The following is a 14,048-nucleotide window of genomic DNA, read 5'->3' as shown; positions in this document are numbered from 1 at the left end:
CCGCCACTTATGAGTGCGCTGCCTTCCCGCTCCCCCCTGGGCCTGCTCGCCGGTGCCCTGCTGCTCCTGCTCGGCCTGGCCTACCCCTTCGCCGTCTACTTCGGCCTGCAGCACCTCTCGCCACGGCTGTTCGCTGCCGCCCTCGGCACGCTCTGGTGCCTGCGCCTGCTGCAACCCTGTGCCAGCGCCCTGCAGCGCGGCACGGCCCTGGTCGCCCTCGGCTTCTGCCTGCTGCTGGCGCTGAGCGAGGCCGCCGTGCTGCTGCGCTGGTATCCGGTGCTGCTCAGCCTCTTCCTGCTGGCGGTGTTCGGCCTGAGCCTGGTCCATGGCCAGCCGGTGATCGAGCGCCTGGCGCGGCTGCGCGAACCCGAGCTGCCGCCACGGGCAGTGCGCTACACCCGCCGGGTGACCCAGGTCTGGTGCCTGTTCTTCCTGTTCAATGCCCTGACCGCCGCCGCCCTGGCGCTCTGGGCACCGTTGGCCTGGTGGACCCTCTACACCGGCGTCATCGCCTACGTGCTGATGGGCCTGCTGTTCGCCGGTGAATGGCTGATCCGCCAGCGCGTGCGGAGGCAATCATGAGTTTCACCCCCCTGGCCGAGCTGCTCGGCGCCACGAGCCCCCTGGACGCCACCCTCCAGCGGCGCGCCCTGCAGCTGGCGGCCGCCTTCCAGGGCGCCGGCCTCAAGCGCCTGGCCCTGCATCTGAGCGATGCCGAAGACCTGGCCTGCGCCCTGTTCGGCGCCTGGCGCGCCGGGATCGAGGTGCTGCTGCCGGCCGACGACCAGCCCGCCACCCGCGCGCGCCTGGCGCCGACGCTGGACGCCTGGTTGGACGACCTCGATGGCTGGACCGCTGCCGAGCCCCTGACGCCCGCCCTGCTCGATCTGCAGACATCGCTGCTGACCCTGAGCACCTCGGGCTCCAGTGGCGAACCCAAGCCCATCGCCAAGCGGCTGTTCCAGCTGGCCAACGAGGTCGCCGCCCTGGAATGCCTCTGGGGCGCGTCCCTGGGGGATGCGACCGTCCTCGGTAGCGTCTCCACCCAGCACATCTACGGCCTGCTGTTCCGCGTGCTCTGGCCGCTCTGCGCCGGTCGCCCTTTCGCCCGCCAAGCGCTGCCCTTCACCGAGGAATTGCAGCGCGAAACCGCCGCCTTGCTGCGCCAAGGCCAGCGCGCGGTGTGGATCAGCAGCCCGGCGCTGCTCAAGCGCCTGGGCGAGAATCTCGACGACGCCATCCTCGGCCAGGTGGTACGGGTGTTTTCCTCCGGCGGCGTGCTGCCGGCAGCGGCGGCCAACGCCTGCCAGGCCCGCTTCGGCCAGTTCCCCACCGAGGTCTACGGCAGCTCCGAGACCGGCGGCATCGCCTGGCGACAGGGGCCCCAGCCCTGGCAGGCCTTCGCCGACATCGAGCTGGGCCAGGACGCCGACGGCGCCCTCTGGCTGAGCTCGCCCTACCTGCCCGTGGGCCTGCGCGAGCAGACCATGGACGGCGTGCACCTGCTGGGCGACGGCCGCTTCGAATTGCTCGGCCGGCTGGATCGCATCGTCAAGCTGGAAGAGAAACGCATCGCCCTGCCGGCACTGGAAGCGCGCCTGCTCGACCATCCCGCCGTCGCCGACGTCCGCCTGGGCGTGGTGCAGCAGGGTCGCGCCCTGCTCGGCGCCCTGGTCGCCCTGAGCGAGCACGGCCTGCACCAGCTGCGCAATGGCGGTCGCCGCGCCCTGGTGGCCGAGTTGCGCGAACACCTGGTCGGCCATTGCGAAGCCATCGCCCTGCCGCGCCGCTGGCGCCTGCTGCTGGCACTGCCCTACAGCGCCCAGGGCAAGCTGGCCCAGGCCGAGGTGGAGCGGCGGCTGGCCCAGCCCCGGCCGGTGGACATCGAGCCGCTGAGCGTCGAGCGGACCCCAGACGGCTGGCGCCTGGAGCTGGAGATCGCCCCCGACCTGGCCTTCTTCTCCGGTCATTTCCCCAGGGTGCCGGTGGTACCGGGCGTGGTGCAGGTCGGCTGGGCCCAGCGCCTGGCCCGCCAGCACCTGGAGCTGCCCGCGGACTTCGCCGGCCTGGAGGTGCTCAAGTTCCAGCAGCTCCTGCGACCGGGTGATCGCACCACCCTCAGCTTCCACTTCGACGCCAGCCGCAGCAAGCTGCACTTCGCCTTCCGCCGCGGCGAGGCGGCCTGCTCCTCCGGGCGCATCCTGCTCCAGGGGAGCCAGCCATGAGCTTTCGCGCCTGCGCGGTGATCCCGGTGTTCGACCACGAACACGCCCTGCCGCTGGTGGTCGAGGCCCTGCGCCAGCGCGCCCTGCCCTGCGTGCTGGTGGACGACGCCTCCAGCCCGGCCTGCGCCCAGGTGATGGACGAGCTGGCGACCCTGCCCGACATCCACCTGCTGCGCCTGCCGCTCAACCAGGGCAAGGGCGGCGCGGTGATGGCCGGGCTGGCCGAGGCGCAGCGGCTGGGCTTCACCCATGCCCTGCAGGTGGACGCCGACGGCCAGCACGACCTGGCTGATGTGTCAGCCTTTCTCGCCGAGGCCCGGGCCTATCCCGAGGCGCTGATCTGCGGCTATCCGCGCTTCGACGACTCGGTGCCCAAGGGCCGGCTCTATGCCCGCTATCTCACCCACGTCTGGGTGTGGATCAACAGCCTGTCGCTCGAGATCCGCGACAGCATGTGCGGTTTTCGCGTCTATCCGCTGGCGCCGACCCTGGCGGTGATCCAGGCCGGCGGCCTGGGCAAGCGCATGGATTTCGACCCCGAGATCCTGGTGCGCCTGGCCTGGCGCGAGCAGCCCATGCGCTGGCGCCCGACGCGGGTGCATTACCCGCTGGATGGCCGTTCGCACTTTCGCCTCTGGCAGGACAACGTGCTGATCTCGCGCATGCACACCCGGCTGTTCTTCGGCATGCTGCTGCGCGCGCCGCGCCTGCTCTGGCGCCGGGTGCGCCCGTGAGCGGCCACTGGGCGCAGCAGCGCGAGCGCGGCAGCCCGCTGCTGATGCGCCTCACCGCCTGGCTGGCACGGCACCTGGGCCGGCGTGCCATCGCCCCGTTGCTGCGGCTGATCGTGCTGTACTTCTTCCTGTTCGGCGGGCGCGCCCGGCGCGGCATCCAGGAGTACCAGCAGCGCCTGGCCGCCTGGAGCGGTCGTCCCGAGCTGGGTCCCAGCTGGCGCAGCGGCTATGCCCAGTTCATGGCCTTCGCCGAGGCCCTGCTGGACAAGCTCGACGCCTGGAACGGCCGCCTCGGCCTGGATCAGGTGCAGCTGCACGACGACGACCAGGTGCACGCGCGGATGAACGCGCCGCGCGGCGAGATCCTGGTCACCGCCCACCTGGGCAATCTGGAGGTCTGTCGCGCCCTGGCCCAGCTGGGGCGCCGGGTACGGCTCAACGTACTGGTGCACACCCGTCACGCCGAGGCCTTCAATCGTCTGCTGGAAGAGGCCGGCGCCAGCGACCTGCGGCTGATCCAGGTCAGCGAGCTGGACCCGGCGGTGATGCTGCAGCTGAGCGAGCGCCTGGAGCGCGGCGAGTGGCTGGCCATTGCCGGCGACCGGGTACCGCTGCATGGTGGCCGCACCGTGGCGGTGGACTTCCTCGGCGCCGCGGCGCCCTTCCCCCAGGGCCCCTGGCTGCTGGCGCACCTGTTGCACTGCCCGACCAACCTGCTGTTCTGCCTGCGCCAGGACGACGGCTACCACGTCTACCTGGAAGACTTCGCCCCCATTCCCGCCTGGCGCCGCCAGGAACGCGCCGCCGGCATCCAGGGCCTGGCCCAGGCCTATGCCGAGCGCCTCGCCGCCTACTGCCTGAAAGCTCCGCGGCAGTGGTTCAACTTCTACCCCTTCTGGAGTCGCGATGAACGCTAGTGTTCGCTTTGGTAGCCAGGCCCTCGCCATCGAAGACCTGGTCGCCCTGGCCGGGGGCCGCGCCACCGCCGCGTTGCAGGACGACGCCCCCTTCCGCGACGGCATCGCCCGCGGCGCACTCTTCGTCGATTCGCTGCTGGCCCGCGAGGGCTCGGTCTATGGCATCACCACCGGCTACGGCGATTCCTGCGTGGTCGCCGTACCCCTGGCCCAGGTCGAGGCGCTGCCGCGCCAGCTCTACACCTTCCACGGCTGCGGCCTGGGTCGCCACCTGGACCCGGCAGCGACCCGCGCGGTACTGGCGGCGCGGTTGCAGTCGCTGTGCCAGGGCGTCTCCGGGGTGCGCGTCGAATTGCTCGAACGCCTCACCGCCTTCCTCCGTGAGGACATCCTGCCGCTGATCCCCGAAGAGGGTTCGGTGGGCGCCAGTGGCGATCTCACCCCGCTGTCCTACGTGGCTGCCGCCCTCTGCGGCGAGCGCCAGGTGCGCTGGCGCGATGAGGTGCGGGAAGCGGCCGATGTCCATGCCGAGCTGGGCTGGACGCCGCTGGTGCTCCGCCCCAAGGAAGCCCTGGCGCTGATGAACGGCACCGCGGTCATGACCGGCCTGGCCTGCCTGGCCTTCGCCCGCGCCGAGTACCTGCTGCGCCTGGCCACGCGCATCACCGCGCTCAACGTGGTGGCCCTGGCCGGCAATCCCGAGCACTTCGACCAGCGCCTGTTCGCCGCCAAGCCGCATCCGGGCCAGGGCCAGGTGGCCGCCTGGCTGCGCGCGGACCTCGCGGCCGAGGGGCCGGCCGCGCCGCTACATCGCCTGCAGGATCGCTATTCGCTGCGCTGCGCGCCCCATGTGCTGGGGGTCCTGGCCGACAGCCTGCCCTGGCTGCGCCAGTTCATCGAGACCGAACTCAACAGCGCCAACGACAATCCGCTGATCGACGCCGAGGACGAGCGGGTGCTGCATGGCGGCCACTTCTATGGCGGCCATATCGCCTGCGCCATGGACAGCCTCAAGACCCTGGTGGCCAACGTCGCCGACCTGCTCGACCGCCAGCTCGCCCTGCTGGTGGACGCCCGCTACAACCATGGCCTGCCGGGCAATCTCTCCGGCGCGCCCGCCGAACGCGCCATGCTCAACCACGGCTTCAAGGCGGTGCAGATCGGCGCCAGCGCCTGGACCGCCGAGGCGCTCAAGGGCACCCTGCCGGCCAGTGTCTTCTCCCGCTCCACCGAGTGCCATAACCAGGACAAGGTCAGCATGGGCACCATCGCCGCCCGCGACGCCCTGCGCGTGCTGGAACTCACCGAGCAGGTCGCCGCCGCCACCCTGCTGGCCGCCCAGCAGGGCGTCTGGCTCCGCCGCGCCCAGGGTGTCGAACCACCCGCCCCCTTGGCGGCCATGCATGCCGAGCTGGGCGAGACCTTCCCGCCGCTGGTCGAGGACCGCGCCCTGGAGCCCGAGCTGCGCCAGGCCCTGATCCTGATCCGCGCCCGCCACTGGAGGCTCTATGCGTAAGACCGGTGTCCTGCAGGTCGAGGTGGAGATGCAGATCCCCTTCTACGACGTCGACATGATGGAAATCGCCTGGCACGGCCATTACGTCAAGTACCTGGAGGTGGCGCGCTGCGCCCTGCTCGACCGCCTCGACCACAACTACCTGCGGATGCGCGACTCCGGCTACGGCTGGCCGGTGATCGACCTGCAGATTCGCTACATCCGCCCGCTGCTGTTCCAGCAGCGCGTCCGCGTGCGGGCCGATCTGGTGGAGTGGGAGCACCGCCTCAAGCTCAACTACCTGATCAGCGATGCCGCCACCGGCGAGCGCCTGACCCGCGCCAGCACCGTGCAGGTGGCCGTGGACATCGCCAGCCGCGAGATGCAGCTGGCCTCGCCCCAGGTCTTCATCGACGCCGTGGAGAGGGCCCTGGCATGCACCGACTGATCGCTCTGCTATTCATCCTGGCCGCCCCCCTGGCCCAGGCCTTCGACCTCGACGACCTGGCCAGCCAGCTGGCACGCCCGGCCGCCGTGGAAGGCAGCTTCGTCCAGCAGCGTTATCTGCGCGCCCTGCCGCAGCCGCTCACCAGCAGCGGCCACTTCATCCTGGCCCGTGGCCTGGGCCTGCTCTGGCGGCTGGAAAAGCCCCTGGCACAGACCTATCGCATCACCCCCGGCGCCATCGCCAAGCAGACCCCCGCGGGCTGGACGCCGCTGCCCGGCAGCGACCTGGCCGCGCGCCAGAGTGCGCTGTTCCTCGCCGTGCTCGGCGGCGATCGCAGCGGCCTGGCGCGAGACTTCGAACTGGCCCTGAGCGGCGACGCCAGTCACTGGCAGCTGCGCCTGACCCCGCGCGGCGCCCTGCTCAAGCAGGTGTTCGACGGCATCCTCATCCAGGGCGGGGCTCTGGTGGAGCAGGTGGAAATCCGCGAGACCCAGGGCGACCGCAGCCTGCTCACGCTCCATGGCCAGGCCAGCGACACCCTCTCCGCCGACCAGCACGCGGCCTTCCAGTGACCCGCCTGCACCGTCCCTTCCTGCTGTTCCTGCTGTTCCTGCTCGCCCTGCTGGCGCTCAGCGCCTGGCAGTGGCGGCACGGCCCGCCGGTGGCCGCCGATCTGCTGGCCCTGCTGCCCCAGGGCGCCGGCGATGCCCTCACCCTGCAAGCCGAGGCGCGCATGGCCGAGCCGCTCAATCGCGAGGTGCTGCTGCTGGTCGGTCATCCCCAACGCGAGCGGGTCGCCGCCCTGGTCGAGCGCCTGGGCCAGGCCTGGTCCCAAGCGCCGCTGTTCGAGAAGGTGCAGTGGCAACTCACGCCGGACCTGCCCGGCCTGCGCCAGCAACTCCTGGCCAGTCGCCTGGCGCTGGCGCCGGGGCCGGCGCGCGACGAGCTGCTCAAGACGCCCGATGCCTATCTGCAAGCCCGCGCCGCGGCGCTCTTCGATCCCTTCGCCGGTGCTGGCGCCCTGCCCCTGGAGCAGGACTGGTTCGGCCTCGGCCTGCTGCTGCAGCGCCAGCTCACCCCGGCCAGCAAGGTGCAATTCGACGCCGGCAGCGGCCTGCTGCTGACCCAGGGCGATGGCCTGACCTGGGCGCTGGTTCGCGCCCGCACCCGCGCCGATGCCTTCGATTTCGACGCCCCGCCCCAGGTGGAGGCCTTGGTCGAGGCCGCCCGCCGCGAGGTGGTCGCCGACGGTGGCCAACTGCTCGCCGCCAGTGGCCTGAGATACGCCGCCAACGGCCAGGCCACCGCCAGCCGCGAGATGTCGCTGATCGGCGGCCTCGCCACCCTCGGCACCCTGGCCCTGCTGCTGGGGCTGTTCCGCCGCTGGCGGGTGCTGCTCAGCCTCCTGGCCGTGGGCGTGGCCCTGCTGGCCGGCAGTGCCGCCTGCGTACTGCTGTTCGGCCAGATCAACGCCCTCACCCTGATCCTCGGCGCCAGCCTGACCGGGGTGGCCGCCGACTATCCACTGCACTATCTCAGCAAGAGCTGGAAGGGCGGCCCCTGGGACGCCACGGGCATCCTGCGCGAGACCCTGCCCGGTTTGTCCCTCAGCCTGGCCACCAACCTGCTCGGCTACCTGGCACTGGCTTGCACGCCCTTCCCGGCCCTGACCCAGGTGGCGGTGTTCTCCGCTGCCGGCCTGATCGGCGCCTACCTCACCACCGTCTGCCTATTGCCGGCCTGGTGGCAGCGCCTGGACCTGGCGCCGCCCGCCGCGCCCCTGCGCCTCATGCAGCGCCTGCTCGACCTGCGCCTGCGGCTGCTGGCCCGCACCGGCAGCCTGCCGCTGCTCCTGGCGCTGCTGGCCTTCTGCGGCGCCGGCCTCTGGCAGTTGCACACCCAGAACGACCTGCGCCTCTGGCTCGGCCAGGACCCGGCGCTGACCCGTGAAGCCCAGGCCATCGCCCGCCTCACCGGCTTGCAACCCACCAGCCAGTTCTTCCTGGTGCGCGGCGCGGACGCCGACCAGGTGCTGCAACGCCAGACCGCCCTGGGCCAGCGCCTCGACGCCCTGGTCGCAGACGGCAAGCTGCAGGGCTATCGCGCCCTCAGCGGCCTGGTCGCCCCCGCCGCCGCGCAGGCCGAACTGCGCCAGGCCCTGGCCGGCTGGCAAGAGCGCCTGCAACCCCTGCTGGCGGTAGGCATACCGGCCGGGGCGCTGGACGCCGAACTCAAGCAAATGCATCAGTTACCCGACCTGAGTCTCGACCAGGCCCTGGCCGGGCCCCTGGGCGAACCCTGGCGACCGCTCTGGCTAGGCCGGACGGCCGATGGCGGCGCGGCCGGCCTGGTCAGCCTGCAAGGCTTGGGCGATGCCCGTCTGCTACAGACGGTGGCCGACGGCCTGCCCGGCGTGCAACTGGTGGATCGCCTCGGCGAACTGCGCGGGCTGTTCGTCCACACCCAGCGCCTGGCAGTCGAGCTCAAGCTGCTGGCCTCGGGGGCCATCTTCCTCCTGCTGCTCTGGGCCTTCGGTCGCCGCGCGGCGCTGCGCATCGTCTGCCTGCCGCTGTTGGCCGCGCTGGCGGCCCTGGCCTGCCTGGGCTGGCTGGGCCAGCCGCTGACCCTGTTCAGCCTCTTCGCCCTGCTGCTGATCACCGCCATCGGCGTGGACTACGCCATCCTCATGCACGAGGCCATCGGCGGCGCTGCGGTGAGTCTGCTCGGTGGCCTGCTGTCCGGCGTCGGCAGCTGGCTGTCGTTCGGCCTGCTGCTGCTCAGCAGCACCCCGGCCATCGCCAACTTCGGCCTGGCCATCAGCCTGGGGCTGGTGTTCAGCTTTCTGCTGGCGCCCTGGGCCTCGCCTCCCGTCTCCCACGAAAAGGACCTTCGTCATGGTTGAACATCATCCCCTGGTCGTCATCGGTGCCGGTCCGGCCGGCGCCGTGGTCGCCGCCCTGCTCAAGCGTCGCGGCCATGCGGTGCTGGTGCTGGAAGCCCAGCACTTTCCGCGCTTTTCCATCGGCGAGAGCCTGCTCTCCCACAGCCTGGACTTCGTCGAGGAAGCCGGGATGCTGCCGGCGGTCGAGGCCGCCGGTTTCCAGACCAAGGTCGGCGCGGCCTTCGCCTGGGGCGAGCGCTACACCGACTTCGACTTTCGCGACACTTATAGCGGTGGCCGCAGCACCTTCCAGGTCCAGCGCGGCCCCTTCGACAAGATCCTCGCCGATGACGCCGCGCGCCAGGGCGTGGCGATCCGCTACGGCCAGCGCGTCACCGCCGTGACCCTGGGCGAAGGCGGTGAAAGGACGCGGATCGAGGTGCTGGGCGACGACGGCCAGGCCTATGCGCTGACCACCGACTTCCTGCTCGACGCCAGCGGCTACGGCCGCGTCCTGCCGCGCCTGCTGGATCTGGAGGCACCGTCGAACTTCCCCATGCGGCGCGCCCTCTTCACCCACGTCGAGGACCGCATCGACGACCCCGGCTTCGACCGCGAACGTATCCTCATCACCACCCACCCGACCCTGCGCGACGTCTGGTTCTGGACCATTCCCTTCAGCGACGGCCGCACCTCCCTGGGCGTGGTCGCCGCCGCCGAGCGCTATGCCGGGCGCGCCCTTGATCTCGCCACCTGTCTGCGCGACTGGGTCGCCGAGACCCCGAGCCTGGCCCGGGTGCTGCACAATGCGGTCTGGGATACCCCGGTACGCGAGCTGGGTGGCTACGCGGCCAACGTCAAGCGCCTGCACGGCCCCGGCTTCGCCCTGCTGGGCAACGCCGCCGAGTTCCTCGATCCGGTGTTCTCCTCGGGCGTCACCATCGCCCTGCGCTCGGCCAGCCTGGCCGCGCCCCTGGTGGATCGCCAGCTGCGCGGCGAGCCGGTGGACTGGGAAACCGAATTCGCCCAGCCGCTCAAGGCGGGCGTCGATACGTTCCGTGCCTATGTGGAGGGCTGGTACGATGGCAGTTTCCAGGACGTCATCTATTTCGAGCACGCCCAGCCCGAGATCCGCAGCATGATCTGCGCCATCCTCGCCGGCTACGCCTGGGACGTTCGCAACCCCTTCGTCAAGGAACCCAAGCGGCGCCTGCGCCTGCTCGTGGAGCTTTGCCAGCTGAATTCGGCCCATCCTGCATGACCTTGCTCCGTCCGCTCCTCCTCCTGGCTGGCCTGCTGCTCGCCGCCTGCGCCAGCCAGCCGCCGCTGCCCAGCAGTCCGCCGCCGCTGGACCGCGCGCGCGTCTACCAGGTGGAGCGCCAGACGCCGGCAGGCAGCGATGCCCTGCTGCTGGCGATCCAGCCGGAAGGTCGCCACCTGCGTTTCTCGCTGTTCGATCCGCTTGGCGTGCCCCAGGCGCGCCAGCAATTCATCGATGGCGCCTGGCAGGCCGACGGCCTGCTGCCGCCGAACCCCCAGGCGCGCGCCTTCTTCGCCGTGCTCCTGTTCGCCCTGACGCCCGCCGCGCAGTTGCCCCGGGCCTATGCCGCGGGCGGCTGGCAGCAGGCTGCCGATGGCAGCCGCACCCTCGAGGACTGGCAGGTGCGCTATCCCGCCGCCGACCGCCTGGAACTGCAGGCACCGGACCAGCCGAGCTACCGCCTGATCCTGCTCCCGGAGTCCGCGCCTTGAGCGCCTACCTGAACGCCCTGGGCCTGCTCTGCGCCCTGGGCCAGGGCAAGGCCGAGGTGGCCCGCGGGCTGTTCGCCGGCGACACGGCCGGCATGCGGCCCACCCCGGGCTGGATTCCCGAGCGCCAGCCGCCGGTGGGTACCGTCACCGCCGCCCTGCCGGCCTGGCCAGCGGCCTGGGCACCCTTCTTCAGCCGCAACAACCAGCTGCTGCTGGCCGCCCTCACCGAGATCGAGCCCCAGGTGCGCCAAGCCATCGAGCGCCACGGCCCGGCCCGCATCGGCGTAGTGCTGGGCACCAGCACCTCGGGCATTCACGAGGCCAGCCAGGGCATCGCCTTGCACCAGCGCAGCGGCCAGCTGCCCGAGGGCTATCAGTACGCCCAGCAGGAACTGGTGGCACCGGCCGACTTCCTCGCCCGCTACCTGGGCCTGAGCGGTCCCTGCTACGGTCTGTCCACCGCCTGCACCAGCAGCGCCCGCGCCCTGCTCAGCGCCCGGCGGCTGCTGGTCCAGGGCCATTGCGACGCCGTGCTCTGCGGCGGCGTCGACAGCCTCTGCGGCCTGACCCTGAATGGCTTCGCCGCCCTGGAAGCCATCAGCGAGGCGCTGTGCAACCCCTTCTCGGTCAACCGCTGCGGCATCAACATCGGCGAGGGGGCGGCGCTGTTCCTGCTGACCCGCGAGCCCGGCCCCATCGTCCTGCTCGGTGGCGGCGCCAGCTCCGACGCCCATCACATCTCGGCCCCCGACCCCAGCGGGCGCGGCGCCATCCAGGCCATGCAGACGGCCCTGCGCGCCAGCGGCCTGGCACCGACCGACATCGGCTATCTCAACCTGCACGGCACCGCCACGCCGCATAACGATGCCATGGAAAGCCAGGCGACCCAGGCGGTGTTCCCGGCCGGGGTGCCCTGCTCGTCGACCAAGCCGCTGACCGGCCATACCCTCGGCGCCGCCGGGGCCCTGGAAGCCGCCTTCGCCTGGCTGACCCTCGATCCGGCCCTCAATTCCGCCGGCCAGTTGCCGCCGCACCGCTGGGACGGCCAGCCCGATCCGGCCCTGCCGCGCCTGGCACTCACCACTCCCGACAGCCGCCTGGACGGCCGCCGCCACGCCATGAGCAACAGCTTCGCCTTCGGTGGCAGCAACGTCAGCCTCATCCTCGGAGCCCCCTCATGATTCCCTGGCCCCTCGCCGAGCTGGTACCCCACGCCGGCGACATGCTGCTGATCGACGAGATCCTCGCCTGCGACGACGACAGCATCGAGACCCGCCTGGTGGTGCGTCCCGGCCTCTTCACCGACGTCGACGGCGCCCTGCCGGCCTGGATCGGCGTGGAGCTGATGGCCCAGAGCGTGGCCGCCTTCGCTGGCTGCCAGGCGCGCCGCCGTGGCGAGGCACCGGCGCTGGGCTTCCTGCTCGGCACCCGCCAGTTCGCCTGCGACGTGCCAGCCTTTCCCGCCGGCGCCGAATTGCGCATCCGCGCCCAGTCGGCGCTGGAAAACGAGGATGGCATGGCCATCTTCGACTGCCAGCTGCAGGGCCCTGGCTGCCAGGCCAGCGCCCGCCTGAACGTCTATCGCCCGCCCCAGGCGGATCTGTACCTAGAGGAGCCCGCGCCATGAGCGTCGCCCCCGCCCCGGTCCTGGTGACCGGTTCCAGTCGCGGCCTGGGCCGCGCCATCGCCCTGCGCCTGGCCGCCGCCGGCCATGACCTGGTGCTGCACTGCCGCAGCCGCCGCGACGAAGCCGAGGCCGTGCGCGCCGAGGTCGAGGCCCTGGGCCGCCGCGCCCGGGTGCTGCAATTCGACGTCGGCGACCGCGCCGCCTGCGCCGCCATCCTGGAGGCCGACACCGAAGCCCACGGCGGCTACTACGGGGTAGTCTGCAACGCCGGCCTGACCCGCGACGGCGCCTTCCCGGCACTGACCGGCGAGGACTGGGACGTGGTGCTGCGCACCAACCTCGACGGCTTCTACAACGTGCTGCACCCGGTGGTCATGCCGATGATCCGCCGCCGCGCGCCGGGGCGCATCGTCTGCATCACCTCGGTGTCCGGTCTGATCGGCAATCGCGGCCAGGTCAACTACAGCGCTTCCAAGGCCGGCCTGATTGGCGCCGCCAAGGCCCTGGCGGTGGAGCTGGCCAAGCGCAAGATAACCGTCAACTGCGTCGCCCCGGGGCTGATCGACACCGAGATCCTCGACGAGCACGTGCCGGTGGACAAGATTCTCGAGATGATCCCCGCCGGGCGGATGGGCACCCCCGAGGAGGTGGCCCACGCGGTGGCCTTCCTGCTCGCACCCGAGGCCGGCTACATCACCCGCCAGGTGCTGGCGGTCAACGGAGGGCTGTGCTGATGAGCGGTCGTCGCGTCGTGATCACCGGGATGGCCGGCGTCACCGCCCTGGGCAGTGACTGGCCGACCATCCGCGACCACTTCCTGGCCGGCCACAGCGGCATCCGCCGCATGGACGCCTGGGACCGCTATACCGAGATGAACACCCGCCTGGGTGGCCCCATCGTCGACTTCCAGGTGCCCAGTCACTGGACCCGCAAGCAGCTGCGCAGCATGGGTCGTGTCTCCCAGCTGGCGGTGGCCGCCGCCGAGCGCGCCCTGGCCGATGCCGGGCTGCTGGACGATGCCAGCATCGCCGACGGCCGCATGGGCGTGGCCTGCGGCTCCTCCACCGGCAGCACCGACGACATCAAGGCGCTGGCCAACATGCTGCTCAGCGACGCCGCGGTGGGCCTCAATGCCAACACCTATGTGCGCATGATGCCGCACACCGCCGCCGCCAACCTGAGTCTGTTCTTCGGGCTCAAGGGCCGGCTGATCCCCACCTCCAGCGCCTGCACCAGTGGCAGCCAGGGCATCGGCTACGCCTACGAGGCGATCAAGTTCGGCCGCCTGCCGCTGATGCTGGCCGGCGGCGCCGAAGAACTCTGCCCCAGCGAAGCCATGGTCTTCGACACCCTCTATGCCACCAGCCTGCGCAACGACGCCCCCCACACGTCGCCACGCCCCTACGACCAGGGCCGCGATGGCCTGGTGATCGGCGAAGGTGCCGGCATCCTGGTGCTGGAAGAGCTGGAACACGCCCTGGCGCGCGGTGCGCACATCCACGCCGAGATCGTCGGCTTCGGCAGCAACGCCGACGGCCAGCACTCCACCCGCCCCGAGCAGGCCACCATGCAGCGCGCCATGGAGCTGGCCCTGGAAGACGCCGGGCTGGCGCCGGAGGCCATCGGCTATGTCAACGGCCACGGCACCGCTACCGAGCAGGGCGACATCGCCGAGACCCGCGCCACCCAGGCGCTGTTCGGCGCGCGCATGCCCATCAGCTCGCAGAAGAGCTACCTGGGCCACACCCTCGGGGCCTGCGGTGCCCTGGAATCCTGGTTCAGCATCGCCATGATGAACGAGGAACTGTTCGTACCGACCCTCAACCTCGACGAGCTGGACCCCCAGTGCGGCGAGCTGGACTATCTGCGTGACGGGCCGCGCACGCTGCGTACCGAGCATGTGATGAACAACAATTTCGCCTTCGGCGGGGTGAACACCTCGCTGATCTTCCGCCGCTGGTCCTGATGA

Annotated in this window: 14 protein-coding genes; all 14 read left to right on the top strand. The window is 71.3% G+C overall.

All coding sequences use genetic code 11. The features are described 5' to 3' along the window. The first annotated feature begins 9 nt into the window (after positions 1–9). The 14 genes from AR540_RS18975 to AR540_RS18910 are packed head-to-tail and all read left to right on the top strand — an operon-like array spanning position 10 to position 14,045. On the top strand, positions 10–582 hold the full coding sequence (locus AR540_RS18975) for a hypothetical protein (RefSeq protein ID WP_059230979.1): 573 nt from the start codon (positions 10–12) through the stop codon (positions 580–582). Then, on the top strand, positions 579–2,225 hold the full coding sequence (locus AR540_RS18970) for an AMP-binding protein (protein WP_059230977.1): 1,647 nt from the start codon (positions 579–581) through the stop codon (positions 2,223–2,225). Before AR540_RS18975 ends, AR540_RS18970 begins: the two co-directional genes overlap by 4 nt. Continuing rightward, positions 2,222–2,959 carry a glycosyltransferase family 2 protein gene (locus tag AR540_RS18965; RefSeq protein ID WP_059230975.1) on the top strand — a complete coding sequence of 246 codons (738 nt, stop codon included), beginning with the start codon at positions 2,222–2,224 and terminating at the stop codon, positions 2,957–2,959. Before AR540_RS18970 ends, AR540_RS18965 begins: the two co-directional genes overlap by 4 nt. After that, a complete protein-coding gene (locus tag AR540_RS18960; protein ID WP_059230973.1) occupies positions 2,956–3,876 on the top strand; it encodes an LpxL/LpxP family acyltransferase in 921 nt (306 codons plus the stop codon). Before AR540_RS18965 ends, AR540_RS18960 begins: the two co-directional genes overlap by 4 nt. Further along, on the top strand, positions 3,866–5,392 hold the full coding sequence (locus AR540_RS18955) for an HAL/PAL/TAL family ammonia-lyase (protein ID WP_059230972.1): 1,527 nt from the start codon (positions 3,866–3,868) through the stop codon (positions 5,390–5,392). Before AR540_RS18960 ends, AR540_RS18955 begins: the two co-directional genes overlap by 11 nt. Further along, a complete protein-coding gene (locus AR540_RS18950) occupies positions 5,385–5,819 on the top strand; it encodes an acyl-CoA thioesterase (protein WP_059230970.1) in 435 nt (144 codons plus the stop codon). Before AR540_RS18955 ends, AR540_RS18950 begins: the two co-directional genes overlap by 8 nt. Next, positions 5,807–6,391 (top strand): outer membrane lipoprotein carrier protein LolA, encoded by a 585-nt coding sequence (locus tag AR540_RS18945; RefSeq protein ID WP_059230968.1) that lies wholly within the window; start codon positions 5,807–5,809, stop codon positions 6,389–6,391. The genes AR540_RS18950 and AR540_RS18945 overlap by 13 nt, the downstream gene beginning before the upstream one ends. Beyond that, positions 6,388–8,721: an MMPL family transporter gene (locus tag AR540_RS18940; protein ID WP_059230965.1), complete on the top strand. Its 2,334-nt coding sequence runs from the start codon at positions 6,388–6,390 to the stop codon at positions 8,719–8,721. Before AR540_RS18945 ends, AR540_RS18940 begins: the two co-directional genes overlap by 4 nt. Then, positions 8,714–9,961 (top strand): NAD(P)/FAD-dependent oxidoreductase, encoded by a 1,248-nt coding sequence (locus tag AR540_RS18935; protein ID WP_059230964.1) that lies wholly within the window; start codon positions 8,714–8,716, stop codon positions 9,959–9,961. Before AR540_RS18940 ends, AR540_RS18935 begins: the two co-directional genes overlap by 8 nt. Beyond that, complete coding sequence (locus tag AR540_RS18930; protein WP_059230961.1) at positions 9,958–10,452, top strand: hypothetical protein; 495 nt, start codon at positions 9,958–9,960, stop codon at positions 10,450–10,452. Before AR540_RS18935 ends, AR540_RS18930 begins: the two co-directional genes overlap by 4 nt. Then, entirely contained in the window at positions 10,449–11,633 is a 1,185-nt protein-coding gene (locus AR540_RS18925) for a beta-ketoacyl-[acyl-carrier-protein] synthase family protein (RefSeq protein WP_059230959.1), read from the top strand. The genes AR540_RS18930 and AR540_RS18925 overlap by 4 nt, the downstream gene beginning before the upstream one ends. Next, positions 11,630–12,079 (top strand): ApeP family dehydratase, encoded by a 450-nt coding sequence (locus AR540_RS18920; RefSeq protein ID WP_059230958.1) that lies wholly within the window; start codon positions 11,630–11,632, stop codon positions 12,077–12,079. The genes AR540_RS18925 and AR540_RS18920 overlap by 4 nt, the downstream gene beginning before the upstream one ends. Then, positions 12,076–12,813, top strand: a complete 738-nt coding sequence (gene fabG / locus AR540_RS18915) for a 3-oxoacyl-ACP reductase FabG (RefSeq protein WP_059230956.1) — start codon at positions 12,076–12,078, stop codon at positions 12,811–12,813. Before AR540_RS18920 ends, fabG begins: the two co-directional genes overlap by 4 nt. Beyond that, positions 12,813–14,045 (top strand): beta-ketoacyl-ACP synthase, encoded by a 1,233-nt coding sequence (locus AR540_RS18910; protein WP_059230954.1) that lies wholly within the window; start codon positions 12,813–12,815, stop codon positions 14,043–14,045. The genes fabG and AR540_RS18910 overlap by 1 nt, the downstream gene beginning before the upstream one ends. Positions 14,046–14,048: the final 3 nt, after the last annotated feature.

Origin of the sequence: Pseudomonas sp. EpS/L25, from assembly GCF_001512295.1 — a bacterium.
Taxonomy (GTDB): domain Bacteria; phylum Pseudomonadota; class Gammaproteobacteria; order Pseudomonadales; family Pseudomonadaceae; genus Chryseomonas.
Note: the sequence above shows the minus strand (reverse complement) of the source record. Positions and strands in the feature narration are given on the sequence as shown.

Coding starts and splice junctions, on each gene's coding strand:
- AR540_RS18935 (WP_059230964.1), top strand. CDS start 8,714: ATGGTTGAACATCATCCCCTGGTCGTCATCGGTGCCGGTCCGGCCGGC.
- AR540_RS18945 (WP_059230968.1), top strand. CDS start 5,807: ATGCACCGACTGATCGCTCTGCTATTCATCCTGGCCGCCCCCCTGGCC.
- AR540_RS18950 (WP_059230970.1), top strand. CDS start 5,385: ATGCGTAAGACCGGTGTCCTGCAGGTCGAGGTGGAGATGCAGATCCCC.
- AR540_RS18975 (WP_059230979.1), top strand. CDS start 10: ATGAGTGCGCTGCCTTCCCGCTCCCCCCTGGGCCTGCTCGCCGGTGCC.
- AR540_RS18955 (WP_059230972.1), top strand. CDS start 3,866: ATGAACGCTAGTGTTCGCTTTGGTAGCCAGGCCCTCGCCATCGAAGAC.
- AR540_RS18970 (WP_059230977.1), top strand. CDS start 579: ATGAGTTTCACCCCCCTGGCCGAGCTGCTCGGCGCCACGAGCCCCCTG.
- AR540_RS18920 (WP_059230958.1), top strand. CDS start 11,630: ATGATTCCCTGGCCCCTCGCCGAGCTGGTACCCCACGCCGGCGACATG.
- AR540_RS18910 (WP_059230954.1), top strand. CDS start 12,813: ATGAGCGGTCGTCGCGTCGTGATCACCGGGATGGCCGGCGTCACCGCC.
- fabG (WP_059230956.1), top strand. CDS start 12,076: ATGAGCGTCGCCCCCGCCCCGGTCCTGGTGACCGGTTCCAGTCGCGGC.
- AR540_RS18965 (WP_059230975.1), top strand. CDS start 2,222: ATGAGCTTTCGCGCCTGCGCGGTGATCCCGGTGTTCGACCACGAACAC.
- AR540_RS18930 (WP_059230961.1), top strand. CDS start 9,958: ATGACCTTGCTCCGTCCGCTCCTCCTCCTGGCTGGCCTGCTGCTCGCC.